The organism is Bacillus sp. RO1, assembly GCF_012524115.1.
Classification (GTDB): domain Bacteria; phylum Bacillota; class Bacilli; order Bacillales; family Bacillaceae_I; genus Sutcliffiella_A.
The window spans coordinates 16981-32072 of sequence record NZ_JAAZWB010000084.1 but is presented as its reverse complement, the minus strand read 5'-3'; the positions used below and the strand labels follow the sequence as shown (position 1 = coordinate 32072).

Below are 15092 nucleotides of genomic sequence, written 5' to 3'. Positions count from 1 at the left end.
GACACCACGGTGTATCCTCTGTTCTTTTATATTATTCAAAGGTGTGAAGAGTAGTGAAATTATTAAAATTAATGGAAGTTTTTATAATGAGACATTTCCGTTCTAAGAACAAGTACCTTGCTATTCGCCCAGAATTAAAAGTGATCAAGAGAAGAATGAAACAAGCAGCTTCTGAAATGGATGTAGCTTGGATTGAAGAGTTGAAGGAAGAGTATTATAATACAATAAGGAGCATATAGGAAAATGTTGTAAGAGGCTAAAACACCCGCAGAGTGGATAAAGAAGTCGGATTGTTCAAAGTTATTCTCTGTTGAAGGTGCCAAGAAGACCAAAATAGTTCACTATCAAAGGGAGGAATACCGGTGGATGTAATTTTTACGTACCTTGAAGAGAGTGATTTTTTCATAAAAAGCAAGTACGAATTTATCAAGCATGACTTTAATTTCAAAGCTCTTGGGAACTTAACATCAAACGATTTTGCTGAAAAGATTGAGGATGAAATTAGTACGTTGTATATTAAGAAATTTGCGTATCAAGAAGGGGACCATCACTATTTCTTAGAGTTTTACGCTGAAGATGGTATTGGAGAAGGTAGGTTCTTAGTAATTCACGCTTACCATAATAAAAAAGAGTACTTCTCAATAAATAAAATTGATTATAGAACGTTCCAACGGTTGGACTTAGAAATTTCTATAAATCACATTCCGAATGAAGTGAATAAATAATAATGAGAGTAGAAAGCAGTGATTCACACTGCTTTTTTCTTTTGTTTAAAGGAGCGGAGCCCAGCGTGTTTACTAAAAATGCTAGACAAATTGAGAGAGCTTTTATCAGAAAAGCAATTAAGACAGATAAGGTTATCACCTTAAAAGGAAAGGATAATTACATTTTTGCTATCAATTCTTCATACGTAACATTACAAACCGAGAATGGCAGAAAACCGTTCGGGATAGCTAGAAAGGCAATACGGAAAGCGATTAATTTCCTTCTGGATTGTAAGACAATTACCCGGCGTCAGTTACAACGATTCAGTAACTTCACCTCAGCCTTATTAGCTATTCTTATGACTGCATTTCAAGGAAAGGTAATTGTTAAGGGGGGAAAGAATGGCGAAGCACGAATAAGCTTAACTGTAATTCGTCTATACGCCTCTGGTTTGGAACGCGATCCCTACATCAGAAATGTGCTCAAGAAGCTTGGTGGAAAACACTTGTTATTAAATTACTATCATATTAGAGGTAATAAAAATTGGAAAAGAATATTGGATGATTTCCACTGCATCATAGATAGCGGAGCCTTCTCCATATTTAAAACGAAGCAAAAACAGAAGAAAGAAGTTTCTAATCAATTAGAGCTTTTTGATTTTGAAGAGGTAGAAATGATTTCATTAGAAGAATATGCTTCCTTTATTAATAATGAGTGTCACGATACTAGAATAAAGGCTTTTATTAATTTGGATGTAATAGGGGATCCAATACAAACAAAAACCAATTATGAAAGGTTAAAGCATCTTTGTCCAGCTGCTACGATATGGCCCGTATGGCAATTCAGTGATAGTTTTGAAAGCCTGCAAGAGTTAGTAGAACAAGAGCCAGATGTTATATGTATTGGCGGTATTGTACCGGAGATGAACAAAAACAAAGGCACTGTAAAAGAAAAACTAGACCGCTTATTTAATCAATTCCCCGGTGTAAACTTTCATTGTCTAGGACTTGCTAATAGATGGTTATGGGAATACAAATTTTTTTCCTTTGATACCACAGCATTTCTAAACTCGAGAAAATCAAAAAAACAAAGAAAAATTTATAATGATAAAACAGGAGAAAGATTGATGGCACCTGCTATGATGAGTACTCTTTCTATTATTACTCAAAACCTTGAGAGTCTATTAAAACTAGAAAATTTACAAGAAAAGCTTTTACAAATCTAACATATATTGTATAATATAGGTAACTTAATATGTATGGGATGAGCCCACTGATATTGGCATTTGCTGCCTTTATTTTTGGGTTTTTTTGTTTGTTTACATAAACAATAAAATAAATAGAGGTGATATCTTATGTTTTCTAAACTAGAAGAGAAAAGGCTAGAACTATTAGATACAGCCAAGAAATATGGTATGCATAGCGCCAATACACTAGAGGTATCAAAAGAATTAGATGAGTTAATTCTCCTTATACAAAAAGAAAAACAATGTACTTAAGGGAGAGGATATTTATGCGAAAAGCAAAAGTTGGCGAGATTATTACATTTTCTAGAGGTGAGCAAGAATTTACTGGGAGAGTTTCCATAATAAATTCCAATTCTGTCATTGTAGAAATATCAAAACATGATGCCAAGGTCCTTAATTATGACACAAACTATACAGTAGTGAACCACAAACGTTATAAAGTAAAAAAACAAGCTTTATAACATATAAATTGCCTTCTTGCATACAATGATTTTAAGTATGTAAGGAGGTTTTTATATGGCCAATCCAAAGGTTAAAACTATTAAATTCAACTTAGATAATCCAGAGGAAAAGAGGAGCTATAAGTTTGCCTTACAACAAGAAAATTTTTCAGGTTGGATAAAGAGTCTAATCAAAAAAGAAGAGCAAAAGAGCATGCTTCCTAAGTACAAAAGCGACAAGGACGGGGTAATTAGAATTAATTTATAAAAAAAGAAAGTAAGGGGCTTACTCTCTTTTCTTTAGTTAAATTCTATTAATATTTTTAGTACAGATGAGGATATTTTCAGTTCTGGTTTTATTAAAAGCAGCTTTTGCACTTTCTCCAAGGAAAGGAACTACTTACTTGTTCTGCTTTTTCTATCAAAACTTCCAAATCATTGGAACAATATTTTCTATAGGTTTTCGTATACGTCCCTTTCCGAGAGCTTACATTTAAATGCCAACAAGAAACTCTGTGTAATACATTTCCTGTTGCGCCTCCAGCATGATTAAAGACATAACTATCTTTATTTTCAGTACACCATTTTTCATAGTCTTCTTCTTGTTGAAGAAAAGAAATCACCATATGTCTTTTCGCCTCACTCTTTATAGTTAATTAACATTCTGTCTTCAGTTTTACCTCTAGTTCTTCAACCAATAGTTTTAGTAATCTAACTTTCTCTTTATCACTTACAACCAATTCATCGTCCTCATTAATTGATTTCTCGGATTGTGGTACAGCGTCCCAGTAATAGTGCTGGTATCCAACCATGTCCGCAATTGCTAAAAGTAGACTATCTGTAATTTGAGAGAATAACGTTTGATCCTCATTGCACATATGTTTTGCATCTATTGAACCAATTAACTGTTCAATCCCCTTAACTACCAAATCCACTCTACTTTCTGCCTCCCCCTTAAGAGAAACCTCCACTTCCCGTTTTTCTCCAGAAAAACTTGTCGTATTAAACTCTTGCATGATTTTTCCTCCTTCATATTCTTGAATCATATAGTTGTATATATTGAATTTTTAGATTCTTTATTTACTAACAATTTCTGTATATTTATTCTAAAAAATTGTTTTTTCAAATAATCACCTTCTTAGCAATATATTGTTATAAAATTAAGCTATGACATTACAAGTATTGGAGTGAAAAGTTTGAAGGGTAGTTTGTCGGAAAAAAAATGGTTCACATGGTTGATGCTTTTCCTAGTATCACCGTATGGTATTTATCTTTTATTGAAAAACAGAGAGCAATTTCCTAATACTTTACCTTATGTAGTGGGGTGCATTTTTGCAATTCCTTATTTAGGAATATTATTTACAGAGGGAGGAGTGTGGGTCCTATTAACCTACTCTGCTGCGTTACTTTTGTTTGCCGGTATTGTAGGAATCATAAAAGGTAGCGTATCTAGCCTTAAAATTTCTAATAGAAAAGTAGCTGGAATTACATTTGTTGTAGGATTCGTTGCTTTTCTATCCTTTGGTAACGGTCTTCCAGAAGCGAAACAGACCCAAGCAATTATTGATGAGGAAACACAAGTAAATGGAGATTCAAGCACCGATGCAAAACCTGTGACAAACATAGATGAAACTGTAGCTAAGCCACCTTCATCTTCAAAACAACAAGAGACAAAGAAAAACGAAGACGAGGATATGTCTTCTACCTCTTCAATAGAAGAAAAAGAAGAACCGGAGAAAGACACAACAGTCACAGTTGCATCGGAACCGAATGGTGAAATGAGCGTTCACTTTGTAGATGTTGGTCAGGGTTCTGCGCAGGTTATTATTACCCCAAGCGGAAAAACGATGGTTATTGATTCTGGTAACAATGACGATGAGGATGATATGGTAGCATATTTAGCAAATCTTGGTGTTAAACGTGTAGATTACTTAATTGGTAGCCATCCTGATGCAGATCACATTGGTGGAATGGATGCAGTAATTGATTCATACGATATTGGCGAAATTTATATGCCTAAAATTTCTGCAAACACCCAAACTTTTGAGTCTGTCTTACAATCCATAAAGAACAAAGGGCTTAAAGTGAAAACAGGTACCCAGGGTATATCTCTTGATATAGGGGACGGTATCACAGCAGATTTTCTTGCTCCGATAGGTTCTTCGTCTGATCGTAATGAAATGAGTATTGTAGTAAAAGTAACATATGGAGAAAATAGCTTCCTCTTCACAGGTGACGCAGATGAGCGTTCAGAGAGCGAAATGATTACTCAGTATGGTACTAAGCTTGATTCGACTGTATTAGCTGTAGGGCATCACGGATCCAACGGAAGCTCTACATCGGATTTTCTAGAACGTGTGAAACCTAGTTATGCTGTTATCCAGGTAGGGAAGAATTCATATGGACATCCTACTCCGGAGGTCTTAGAACGTCTTAATAATGTTGGGGCCGAGATTTATAGAAATGATGAACAGGGAACCATAATTTTTACATCCAACGGTTACAACGTTAAGGTAAATACAAATGCTTGGGAGTATAAAGCACCTAAGACTAAGCCAAAAACAGAGGAAACAACTAAAGAGGATAGTGAAACAGCTCCTGCTGCAACACCTACACCACCTCCTGTTGAAGAAAAACCGAAAGCAAAACAGTCTTTATCCGCCGCAGCTACAATTAGTAATGCGACGCCTACACAAAATTCTAATTTAATCGTGAGCGTTACAGTTAAAGATGGTCAAGGAAATGCAGTTTCAGGTGCAGAAGTAACATTGACCCTCCATTATAAATCAACCGAAACAATCTATACCGGGGTAACTGGTGCTAATGGTGTAGCAGACATAAGCTTCAGAATAGGGAGAGCGGCAAAAGGCTTTACAGTAGATGGAGATATTAATGTGACTGCTAATGGATTGACAACACATACCTCAACAGCCTTTACACCACAATAAAAAGGAGAGAAATACATGGAAGGCATTATTGATCGCTTCGAAGGAGATATAGTTGTTATTGAAATTGATGGAGAAACAAAAGATTTTACAAAATCCGAAGTGGATCCAGCCTGCAAGATAAATGATGTAGTTTTACTAGTTGGCGGAATATGGATACCTAATATCAGTAAAACAAAGAAGAGGCAGGAACACATTCAAAATCTTATGAACGATGTATGGGAAGACTAACCAATCAAAAAACTACCACAGTAGCGCGTTGCGCGTGTGTACAGAGATAAAAAAGTTGTTTAATGAACACATTGGAATATACTTTTGTATAAGTCAAGATATGAGATTGTTTATTTTGATAACAATACTTGCTAAAAGAAGATAATTTGTTAACCTGGGAAAATAAAGGAGAGATGAACTCGTGCGGACCTTTGTTAAACCTATATTTAAGAAGAATAATGAACAAGGTGGATTCATTGAAGTCAGTTTCTATGTAATGGGTTGCTTTCAATAATTTTAGTTGTGAGGTGAACAAAATGGGATATAAAAAATCAGCAAAAGAAAGATTTTTAGATAGATTCTTAGGTGGAGTTGTAGATTGGGATAAACATTTGGCAGAATCAACAACTGAGGACGAAACTGCTCACCTCTTTGAAACCTCAAAGAAAATACTAAAAATACAAGAAGACTTTGGAAATAGAACTAATTCAGAGTTAGGGCGAGAAATGTGGTACAGTAATGACTTTTTTATTAATAGTCTAATTCTGAATTTTATTACAGATGCAGAAGATGATCTGGTTAATGAGCTAAAACAAATATTTGTTGGAATACTAGGCATTCCGGGAGTCGATGCAGAAGCACTGGACATGGATGAGGAATTTGACGGCTATTTAATTAAAATGCATTTTGAAGTAGATCTTCAAATGACTTTTATTTCTGATTTAGTTTCATATCATATTTATGGTATGCAAATTAGAGATGAGAGAGAAAGGGCAAATTTATTACCAAAGATGTGGGAGGCTTTATCGGACTTGGTAGACAAGGAAGCCCTACTGAAAAAAATTTCAGAAAATAAACAGGTTGATAAACAGGTTGATCTTGAATCCCCTAGATTACATATAGCAACAGATTTGTTTGTAGCAGGCATGTCTTTTGTATTGGGACATGAAATTGGTCATCATTTCTTAAAACATACAGAGTCGAATGAAAGAAACATTGTATCAAAATTCATACCGAAGAATGTTACCTCTAATCAATTGCATCTAGATGAATTTGCTGCAGATAATTTTAGCTTTGATCTATTAATTAGAGGGATGAAAGAAAGAAACGATAATACTTTGTTTGCTCCGTTAATAGTAATATTAATGCTGGCCCTATATGATAAAACTCCTGAGGAACCTAGTCAAACACACCCTTCATTGAGGGATAGGTATCTAAACCTATTAAGTAGGGTGTCTGAACACAATGAAGTAGTAGCATTGACACTTCAACGAATCTTTAATGATGTAGCTACTTGGATTAATGGTACTTTGCGTGGTTACTGGAAAACAGAATGGTGGAAATAAATAAGAAATGGGAACACAAACGGGTGATTTAATAAGAATTAAACAACTTTATTATCCTTTTAAGTAACAAAATTCTTTTAGATAAATTCGATTTTAAACAACTTTTAAAAGCCTTATTACATATTAATGTAGTAAGGCTTTTGTTTATTATAGCGACATTAAACAACTTTATCTACAGCGTAGTTGTTTTTTCATTTGAAGTATGCCTTTGCAGTACGTCTTCGTAAGTATTTTTAATGAAATTGTCTTGGAATTCACTTGTGTCTCTAAATCCTTGGTCACTATCTTGAAGTCGTTGTATGTCTTGTTCTACAAGCTCTACAATACTCTCATATACAATATTAGTCTCATTTTTAGAAAGTTTGGCCAGTCTCTCCTTAAGGCCTTTTACGGATAGACAATGCGCTTCAAACTTAGCTGTATCACCATATTCTTTTATGTAAAGTGTATCTTTTTCATTTAGGTTTGATTGGGCAAACATATCTTGTTGTTCATATTTTTCATGATCACTAACAAAGCGGGACGTACGTACAGAAGACTTTTTAGCTTTAGCATAATCCATCTTTATAGCATTAAATAAGTAGCCACCTAGGTTATCAATATTCTTTTTCTGTTGTTGGAGTTTTACATATTCAATATTTCTCTCAAGCTGTTCCTTTGGGTATGTATTTAAAAGATACTTAGTTTTCTCTTTTTCAATACCTAAGTCTAGCATACTTAGACTTATTTCTTGAAGCTCTTCTGGCCACTCAATGCCAGAGGGTTCTTCTCCTGCAGGAACTTCCTCTTCTGCATTCACCTCTGCATTAAGCAAGTTTCCTTTCTCTTTCCTGCGATCTTTTATATAGAAAGTAATAGACGTAACTTTTCTACCCGTCTTATGCTCTTCAAATGTGAACGAGAGATCCGTTTTTACCTTTAATTCTTCCATTGCAACATTCAGAACTTTACTTTTAAAATGCCCGTACTGTTTATATTTCCCTTCCTCTATAGCCAAGTAAGTTCTAAGCTCTTCTATAGTGAAGTGGCGTTTTCCTATGCTTAGATATTGCTTAAGAAGTTCATAGATACGAATGGAATATATCGACTGTAACTTAATTACATTCTCAAGCTGATAGGACGTGAATTTTTCTTTTAAATTTAAAAACAGATGCTTTAGGTCTGGATTGAATTTTAAAAGGATGCTGCCTTCGTTATCTTCATAAATAGCCGTTATCAGCCAGTTAGCAACCATTGTCTTTGTACCTTGCTTGATGGTTAAAGTTTTGGTTTGTAAATCACTTACCACTTGCCTAATGTGAGAGTAGTAGCCTGTACCTGGTTTCGTTCCTACAATGTCCATAAAGTCCTGCACACGGAATTTGTAAGCCTTTAGTTCTTCATCGCTTGGCTGGACCTTACTTGCTAAAACCAATAGTATTCGCTGTTCTTGTAAAGAAAGCTTGTATGTAGCTTCAATTAACTGGTTAGACTTTGTAACCCAGTTTTTGATATCCAATTCATATGGAGCGGCTTGTACTTCTGTCGTCTTTCCCAAAACCATACCTCCTCACAATCTATCACTAGTATAATTGAAAAGTGATAATTTAATAAAGAGAAAAGAGCGATTATTTTCATAAAATCGTTAACTATCACTTATTTTGCGTCACAACAAGGTTTTTACCGTATAGCATCCAGATACTACCTTTAAGACACGCAAGATTGGTGATATTAATACTTCATTAATATCCACCGATCAGAAACATAGATAAATAGGGGTAATTCAACGCAAAATTAGTGACAGTTACTCCTCCTAAGTAAAGTGAACACGCAAGATTAGTGATAGTTAATATTTTGACGCAAGAAAGGTGATACTTCACTCAAAATTAGTGATAGTTAAACGCAAAATTAGTGAGGGTTACACTCAATAAAGGTGAGGATTAACGCAAAATTAGTGATGATTCACGCAATAAAAGTGAGGGTTTACGCAAAAATAGTGATAGTTTACTAGATTTAACCTTTATATATCAAGGCTTTTCGACACCTTAAAACAATAAAACAATTAAATCATTAAAACATATTAAAATAGTGTATAAAACAACAAAATAGTTGTTGCATTCTCTCTTATAAATTTTCATTAATTTACAACACTGTATTCAAATAGAATATCAATAGCAAATTAAGCTCGAAATTACATTCCAATGTTATATAATGTAACTAAAGGGAGTGATTTACATGAAATCTACTGGTATTACACGTAAGGTTGATATGTTAGGAAGAGTTGTCCTTCCTATGGAGCTTAGAAGGATACTAGAAATAAACATTGGAGATCCAATAGAGATATTTGTTAATGACGATAAGATAATTCTCAAAAAATATCAGGCAAACAATGAGTGCTTTGTGTCAGGTAAAGTTGATAAAACCAACATTTCCTTAGCTGGGGGAAAAATCATTTTAAGTAGAGAAAGCGCAATGGAAATAGTAGGAGAACTGAAAGAGTTAATAAAGGAGCCAGTTAAAGCATAGAAAAAAGGATTGTGCATTAGTAATGATTTCCATATAATAAAAGTATAGTTATTTCCTTTCTTTTTTCTATGCAACCTACTATAGGTTAGCAGCCATTTTAATACTACTAATTAGCGTCCTTTGGGGCGAACTTCTTATACTTCTTGTTTCTATTTTGATAGATGCACGAAAGTATAAATCAAAGTTCACTCCTAGGGCGTTTTTTGTTGTCTTAAAATATCTGCAATAAAAAGAAAGCCAGTATATTTTAGGAGGTGAAAATAGTGTTAGAACAATTTATGTTACAAGCGGTAGATGTTTTACTACAGCCATTGGTAGGTGGATTTTTTGGAGGGTTTATTGGACTGTATTTGCATGCAAGAAAGTACAAAGCCATTAAACGACCAAGAAAGTTAAGAAAGTCTTGGGATTTAGGATTCCTTTATGATTGTATGGACTCTGCATTTGGGGCATTTGCACTTGTGTTAGCGTTAAATCCAGGAGATCCATTTAGGGTATTCCTTGTTGCTCTATTAGGTGCTCTTAATGCGGAGAAAGTGATGAAATATCTTTCTGGTATGTTTAATCAAATCACTAATGACAATATCACGAAGTCATTAGAAAAAGAGATTACCATGCCAGAGAAAGACAATAATAAAAAATCATCGTAAATATCTCTATTTATGAATGGAAGGAGAAATATTAACTATGGCACATAAGGTCGCAGTTAAAAATATTCTAACAGAGGAAGAAATTAATCATATCAACGTGCTGAGGGAATCAATGGAATCTTCAAGAAGTTTGATCGGGTTAATATTTACCTGGATGAAAGTCAAGAAAATAATCCGATTGGCAGAGGACCGGTATCAAAGAGGGGTAAGAACAAATAATTTACTGCAGAGGGTAAGATATTTTAGTTAAGAATGACATGCAGCTGAAGAGGAAATTCCTCTTTAGCTTTTTTTATTTGCTCATACGTCTATATAGACGTATAATTAGTATGTAAATTTATGTAAGGGTGATTAAGATGAACAAGTTTTCTCTCGCTGAAATATATACAGCAGCAACCGCTTCAGCTAAAAGAAATATACCTTACAGTACGTTGAAAGACGATATAGTGCGGTATGGTAAATTTGAAAATCAAATGGAGCGGGGACTAATAAAAAAAGAAGGTAGAGTCTGGTTACTATCGGAACAAGCGTTAGATGAGGTTTATGGGAGCCAGGATACCGAAAACAAGGAGGGATAAAAATGGCAAAGTGGAAGAGCATCCTAAACCCTAGAGAGTTAGACATGATAAAGCATTACCAAAGTCAGATCCTAGAATTGGATATTGAGAATGCTGAAGACAAAGACCATTATAATCGAGAGATTACACATCTCATGGAATCTGCAGCCAAACGTCATTACAAGGAAAACCCTTCATTAATTCCACTCCACAAGAATACGGACGGTTATGATTATGATTCACCTACCGTTCGGGACCTCTTAACCAAAGAAGAGGAAGAAGAACTTGAGTTTCTTAAGTGGCGAATGACAAGGGCTCTTACTCCTTGGGGAAAAAAGGGTCTAAAAAAGAAGATAAACAGTATCGTCTTGGAAGCAGAGAAACGAAATCATTATAGCTAACAGGTTAAGAGAATTAATTTTAAGTGTGTGATTTTTCTTTTCTCAATGATAAGTATATGTGAAGGAATTTTTGGTGATTTGCTTGATTTTAATATCCCATCTATTTCTATCTTATGCTAGAGAAGAGGAGAAAAATATGTGCTATTTGAATGAAGATGATTTCTTTGATCACAATGAATTGCAAATGCGAGAAGAAGAGGATATTTATGGCGAACATAGAGAAGAGATAGAAGAGATTACAAGAATATACTTTGAAAGACAATATAATAGCTTACCAGCAAGATTATCTGAAATTAATAGTAAGAGAGCCAATAATAAAGTTTCTAAAACGAAAGTTGTTTTTCTAGGGATTATTGATGACTCATTGGGAGCTGCTCCTATTGCAAGAAATAATGTAAAAGTAAAAACTGATTATTATTACCGAGATCAACATAAAAGCAATAAATTAAAAGCACTCTACAATCATACATGTCAAATCTGCTCAAAAAAAGGAATTGAAATAAAGCCTGGAGAATACTTTACAGAAACTCATCATCTTCGACCAATGGGGGAACAGGGTCCAGATGTTGAAGGTAATATGCTTGTGGTTTGTCAAAATTGTCATAAGTGCTTAGATCATGGAAGCATTTTCATTAACCCAGATTCACTAGAAATCACTCACTTCAAGGGTGAGATCCAAGGTTGTAGCCTGATGTTAAAACATGAAATTTATTTAAGCTTTCTTTCATATCAAAACAATAAATACATATATGATAAATAAGAATGTTAGAGGTGCATTTAAATGGCAGAAAATTTAGATTGGTTTAATAGAGTATTTACCCAACTAGAAGACGATAGTACTTTTGAAGTTGATGGAGGTTATCGCTTATATGAAGTATTAAATGACAGTGTCATATTTAAAAAAGATATAGGACATAAACACCCTATCATTGAACTATACGATTTGGACGAAGCATTTACAATAGCTCATATTTGTTTCGATCCTTACAATCAAGAATTTTATTTGCAAATTGATGAGGAAGAATTAGGGGGGAAAGTACATCTTATTTTTGATTCGTTTGAAGATATAAAAGGTTTCTTTATCGGTGCCTGGAATAAAATTATTTCACATGAAGATGAAGAAGAATTAGAAGAATATGACTTTTTCGATGAAGAGCACGAATCAGAGGATTTTCTAGATAATGATTATGGGAATCTGGATCCGGAAAACAAAATATATAATCATCTTACTGCTATGTTTTTACAACATAATAACAATGTCGATATGGATAAAGATAAGTTTAAAAACATAGAATGGCTGGACGAGGAAGAATTAATTTCTAGTCTCAAACTTGACATACCTGTTTCTATAGAACAACAAATTGTATTAAAACTTGGTATTATTCCTGAAACGAACGAGAGGGTTCTTTGTAAGGAAACTAGATTCTTATATAAAACGAAGGTAACTCATGGATCTTCCCAGCTATTTTTAATAAATAAAGAGGAACTCGGCCCTTTATTAGAAATGGTAAAAAAACATTGGCTGTGAATTTTAAGTTAGGTATTTCAATGAAATTTTGAATAGTAATAGGGGGCAGTAAGAAGTGAAGAAAGTACTTTCACAGAAAGAACGTGATGAATTATTGGGATCAGTTACTGATTCTCAAAGAGAGTACCTATTAAAATTTCTTAAGAGAGGAAAGAAAACTCTATTTTCCAACCTTATCGCGAACTGGAAAGCCAGTTCTGTAGAGGATGAAGAAGTAGAAGTAGCTGCTGCTAGTTGGGAATTAATAGATTATATAGATGCTGGCCCTAATTGGCACAATGATTCACTCTATTGTGCATGTGGTAGACAACTTCGTAGACAATATAAAGTGTCTAATACCTTAACTGGAGAAGTGAAAGCATTTGGTATTCAACACTTCCAAGAACATACTCAGATTGAACCAGAGCTAGTAAGAGACATAATAAAAGGCTTTGAAAGAATTGATTATGAATTGGATGAGGTTCTTCTTAAAATGGTAGATGGTTGGACGCTTGAAGCGGAATGGTTACCTGACATACCTATGGACTTTGTTTTTCCGACTGATATTGCAGAGCACCTAAATCAAGGTATACCCCTACTTGAGCGGCAGGTTGAGAGGCTTCGACTTGAAATTAGGCAGCATCTGAAAGAGAGAGATAAACAAATATTGGAGCGGGCTTATAAGAAGCAGGAGGAGGGTAAAAAAAGGTCCCAGGCTTTGCAAAAAGCAGTCCAGATAGAATCTTCTATGAAAACCGAATTGGAACAGCTGGAGCAAGCCAAACAAGCAGAAAAGGAAAAAAAAGCTGCAACAGAGACACTGTTGGCCGAACGTCAAAAAAATAGAATTCAAATAGATATTAGTAAAATTAGGTTATCTCTAAATAAGAAGTACCAGGAAGCTATCATAGAAATTATTAATCAACATCCATCTGTAGAAGTAGATACATTGAATGTTTGCTGGGAATTAATTAATAGATATGGAGCCGATAGTCAGTTATATTCATCTAGTCACGGTGTTCAATTATTCATGAAAATGTTAGAAGCAGAAGGTGTGTTGAAATTACAAACATATAATCATGAGAATTGTTTCTATTTTATATTGACAGGCGCTAAGTTGGAAGAGGATCAGCAAATGTACTTATTCTAATAACAGATATAGGGGATGAATAGGATGGGATTGCAAGAAGAAGCAGCCATTATTTTGAGTAATGGATTTGAGGAAATAATGGATAATTATAATCAGACGGCCTTATTGTTAAACTCTTGTGACAAGGCAGCGTCTTATTATCATTCCAAGACATCTAGAATCACAATTGATACTACAGCAAATATACCAACTGACCTTAAACTGCAAACGGATATTGGAACAATTTTTGCAAAAAAGCAGTTAATCGAACAATACGAGCATAAGCTAGGGTTGAAGCTTGCAAAAGATTATTTGGTGGCTACAATTGCTACTCTAGACGGATTAATGGAAGATTTGTATGAACTGTCTATAGCTCACCAAGAACCCGAAAAAACTGAAGAACAAATTAAAAGAATGATTAGGTGGGGGGATAAGGGGATACCAGTTGATCTGATCGTTAGGCTGCCTTTTTTGAAAGAACATAAAAATCCAAAAGGGTTTAAGTTTGAGGATTTCCTTAATACATATGAGCATTTAAGACAAATCAGGCATGCTACAGTGCATACAAAAGGACAATTAAGAAAGCGACATCTTTCCAAAATTCACAGCCTTGAAGAGAAAATGGAAGCAAAACAAAGAGATTCCGTCCAACAATTTTATAGGGAAGATAAAGTAGTTTTGTCTCCTTTAACCACTTTTGTGTTAAGACATTGGTGCCTAACATTTATTTCATTTATAACAATTGCAATAGAAGAAGCAACGGACAATCAAAATCTGTAATTTTAAAATTGGAAGGTAAGGACAACTATAATGGGAAGAAAAGAATTGATTAAAATTATTGCAGAAACCTACTTTAAATACCTCCAATCCCTAGATTTTAATAACGAGTATTTCATGGCAGGCGCTAGGGAGGGGAAAAGAAAATTTTTAGCTAACCTTCATATATATTTAATTAATATGACTCAGCCTAGAGGTTGGAAAGACCGGCGTTATTCAACTGATTATATTACGATAAACGCCCTAGAAATTTTAAGGAACAAATCTTGCGCAGGCTTGGTTTACGAACACATTGTTCCTAAGACGAAGTACATCCAAGAGGTTTGCGAGCACAGAGCTAGAGAAAAGACATTGACCATTGAATTTATTATCACCCAGTTAGACAGATACTTATGGACTGCTACAATAACTGAAAAAGAAAATGAGCGGTTAAACAATTTTGCAATGCCAGATGATTGGGATCTTAAAAATATAATGGCCCGGTATGAAGAGGCTGGAATAGAGTTAGTGATTCATAATAAAGATTATATGTTAAAAAAGGGCGTAATCCTCTAACAAGGATCAGCGCCTATTTTATTTGTAGTCAGGTTAGTGATACTTAAACTAGCCGTAAGCTTTTCTCTGAAAAAATATTAAATTTAACCATAGAACTATGGCGAGCTATAAAAAGGATT

General features: G+C 34.4%; 21 protein-coding genes. 19 read left to right on the top strand and 2 right to left on the bottom strand.

Going from position 1 to position 15092, the window contains the following annotated elements:
• The first annotated feature begins 86 nt into the window (after nt 1-86).
• From HC179_RS15230 to HC179_RS15205, 6 genes are all read left to right on the top strand, one after another.
• The gene (locus HC179_RS15230; RefSeq protein WP_168865080.1) at nt 87-239 is read left to right on the top strand and encodes a hypothetical protein; all 153 of its coding nucleotides are present in this window, start codon (nt 87-89) and stop codon (nt 237-239) included.
• Nucleotides 240-362: 123 nt separating this feature from the next.
• Complete coding sequence (locus tag HC179_RS15225) at nt 363-725, top strand: hypothetical protein (protein ID WP_168865079.1); 363 nt, start codon at nt 363-365, stop codon at nt 723-725.
• Between the two features lie 65 nt (nt 726-790).
• Nucleotides 791-1930, top strand: a complete 1140-nt coding sequence (locus HC179_RS15220) for a hypothetical protein (protein ID WP_168865078.1) — start codon at nt 791-793, stop codon at nt 1928-1930.
• Between the two features lie 129 nt (nt 1931-2059).
• Nucleotides 2060-2203 (top strand): aspartyl-phosphate phosphatase Spo0E family protein, encoded by a 144-nt coding sequence (locus HC179_RS15215; protein WP_168865077.1) that lies wholly within the window; start codon nt 2060-2062, stop codon nt 2201-2203.
• A gap of 14 nt (nt 2204-2217) precedes the next feature.
• The gene (locus HC179_RS15210; protein WP_168865076.1) at nt 2218-2412 is read left to right on the top strand and encodes a DUF2187 family protein; all 195 of its coding nucleotides are present in this window, start codon (nt 2218-2220) and stop codon (nt 2410-2412) included.
• 55 nt (nt 2413-2467) lie between these two features.
• Nucleotides 2468-2659 (top strand): hypothetical protein, encoded by a 192-nt coding sequence (locus tag HC179_RS15205; protein ID WP_168865075.1) that lies wholly within the window; start codon nt 2468-2470, stop codon nt 2657-2659.
• Nucleotides 2660-3047: 388 nt separating this feature from the next.
• On the opposite strand, the gene HC179_RS15200 is transcribed toward HC179_RS15205, so the two are convergent.
• Nucleotides 3048-3407 (bottom strand): hypothetical protein, encoded by a 360-nt coding sequence (locus HC179_RS15200; RefSeq protein WP_168865074.1) that lies wholly within the window; start codon nt 3405-3407, stop codon nt 3048-3050.
• Between the two features lie 180 nt (nt 3408-3587).
• Between HC179_RS15200 and HC179_RS15195 the strand changes: the two genes are divergently transcribed.
• The 3 genes from HC179_RS15195 (at nt 3588) to HC179_RS15185 (ending at nt 6892) form a co-directional block, all read left to right on the top strand.
• Nucleotides 3588-5339 (top strand): MBL fold metallo-hydrolase, encoded by a 1752-nt coding sequence (locus HC179_RS15195; RefSeq protein ID WP_168865073.1) that lies wholly within the window; start codon nt 3588-3590, stop codon nt 5337-5339.
• Nucleotides 5340-5354: 15 nt separating this feature from the next.
• The gene (locus HC179_RS15190) at nt 5355-5567 is read left to right on the top strand and encodes a DUF3006 domain-containing protein (protein WP_168865072.1); all 213 of its coding nucleotides are present in this window, start codon (nt 5355-5357) and stop codon (nt 5565-5567) included.
• A gap of 296 nt (nt 5568-5863) precedes the next feature.
• A complete protein-coding gene (locus HC179_RS15185; RefSeq protein ID WP_240948548.1) occupies nt 5864-6892 on the top strand; it encodes a hypothetical protein in 1029 nt (342 codons plus the stop codon).
• A 172-nt stretch (nt 6893-7064) separates the two neighbouring features.
• On the opposite strand, the gene HC179_RS15180 is transcribed toward HC179_RS15185, so the two are convergent.
• Nucleotides 7065-8429 (bottom strand): replication initiation protein, encoded by a 1365-nt coding sequence (locus HC179_RS15180; RefSeq protein ID WP_168865071.1) that lies wholly within the window; start codon nt 8427-8429, stop codon nt 7065-7067.
• 677 nt (nt 8430-9106) lie between these two features.
• Here HC179_RS15180 and HC179_RS15175 point away from each other — a divergent pair.
• The 10 genes from HC179_RS15175 (at nt 9107) to HC179_RS15130 (ending at nt 14973) form a co-directional block, all read left to right on the top strand.
• A complete protein-coding gene (locus HC179_RS15175) occupies nt 9107-9397 on the top strand; it encodes an AbrB/MazE/SpoVT family DNA-binding domain-containing protein (RefSeq protein WP_168865070.1) in 291 nt (96 codons plus the stop codon).
• 263 nt (nt 9398-9660) lie between these two features.
• Entirely contained in the window at nt 9661-10047 is a 387-nt protein-coding gene (locus HC179_RS15170) for a DUF4257 domain-containing protein (RefSeq protein WP_168865069.1), read from the top strand.
• 37 nt (nt 10048-10084) lie between these two features.
• A complete protein-coding gene (locus HC179_RS15165) occupies nt 10085-10297 on the top strand; it encodes a hypothetical protein (protein ID WP_168865068.1) in 213 nt (70 codons plus the stop codon).
• Nucleotides 10298-10403: 106 nt separating this feature from the next.
• A complete protein-coding gene (locus tag HC179_RS15160; protein ID WP_168865067.1) occupies nt 10404-10625 on the top strand; it encodes a helix-turn-helix domain-containing protein in 222 nt (73 codons plus the stop codon).
• Nucleotides 10626-10627: 2 nt separating this feature from the next.
• Nucleotides 10628-11005: a hypothetical protein gene (locus HC179_RS15155; protein ID WP_168865066.1), complete on the top strand. Its 378-nt coding sequence runs from the start codon at nt 10628-10630 to the stop codon at nt 11003-11005.
• 145 nt (nt 11006-11150) lie between these two features.
• Nucleotides 11151-11765: an HNH endonuclease gene (locus HC179_RS15150; RefSeq protein ID WP_168865065.1), complete on the top strand. Its 615-nt coding sequence runs from the start codon at nt 11151-11153 to the stop codon at nt 11763-11765.
• Between the two features lie 21 nt (nt 11766-11786).
• The gene (locus tag HC179_RS15145) at nt 11787-12533 is read left to right on the top strand and encodes a hypothetical protein (RefSeq protein WP_168865064.1); all 747 of its coding nucleotides are present in this window, start codon (nt 11787-11789) and stop codon (nt 12531-12533) included.
• Nucleotides 12534-12588: 55 nt separating this feature from the next.
• The gene (locus tag HC179_RS15140) at nt 12589-13662 is read left to right on the top strand and encodes a hypothetical protein (RefSeq protein ID WP_168865063.1); all 1074 of its coding nucleotides are present in this window, start codon (nt 12589-12591) and stop codon (nt 13660-13662) included.
• A gap of 24 nt (nt 13663-13686) precedes the next feature.
• On the top strand, nt 13687-14421 hold the full coding sequence (locus HC179_RS15135) for a hypothetical protein (protein ID WP_168865062.1): 735 nt from the start codon (nt 13687-13689) through the stop codon (nt 14419-14421).
• 30 nt (nt 14422-14451) lie between these two features.
• A complete protein-coding gene (locus HC179_RS15130; RefSeq protein WP_168865061.1) occupies nt 14452-14973 on the top strand; it encodes a hypothetical protein in 522 nt (173 codons plus the stop codon).
• The last annotated feature ends 119 nt before the right edge of the window (nt 14974-15092 follow it).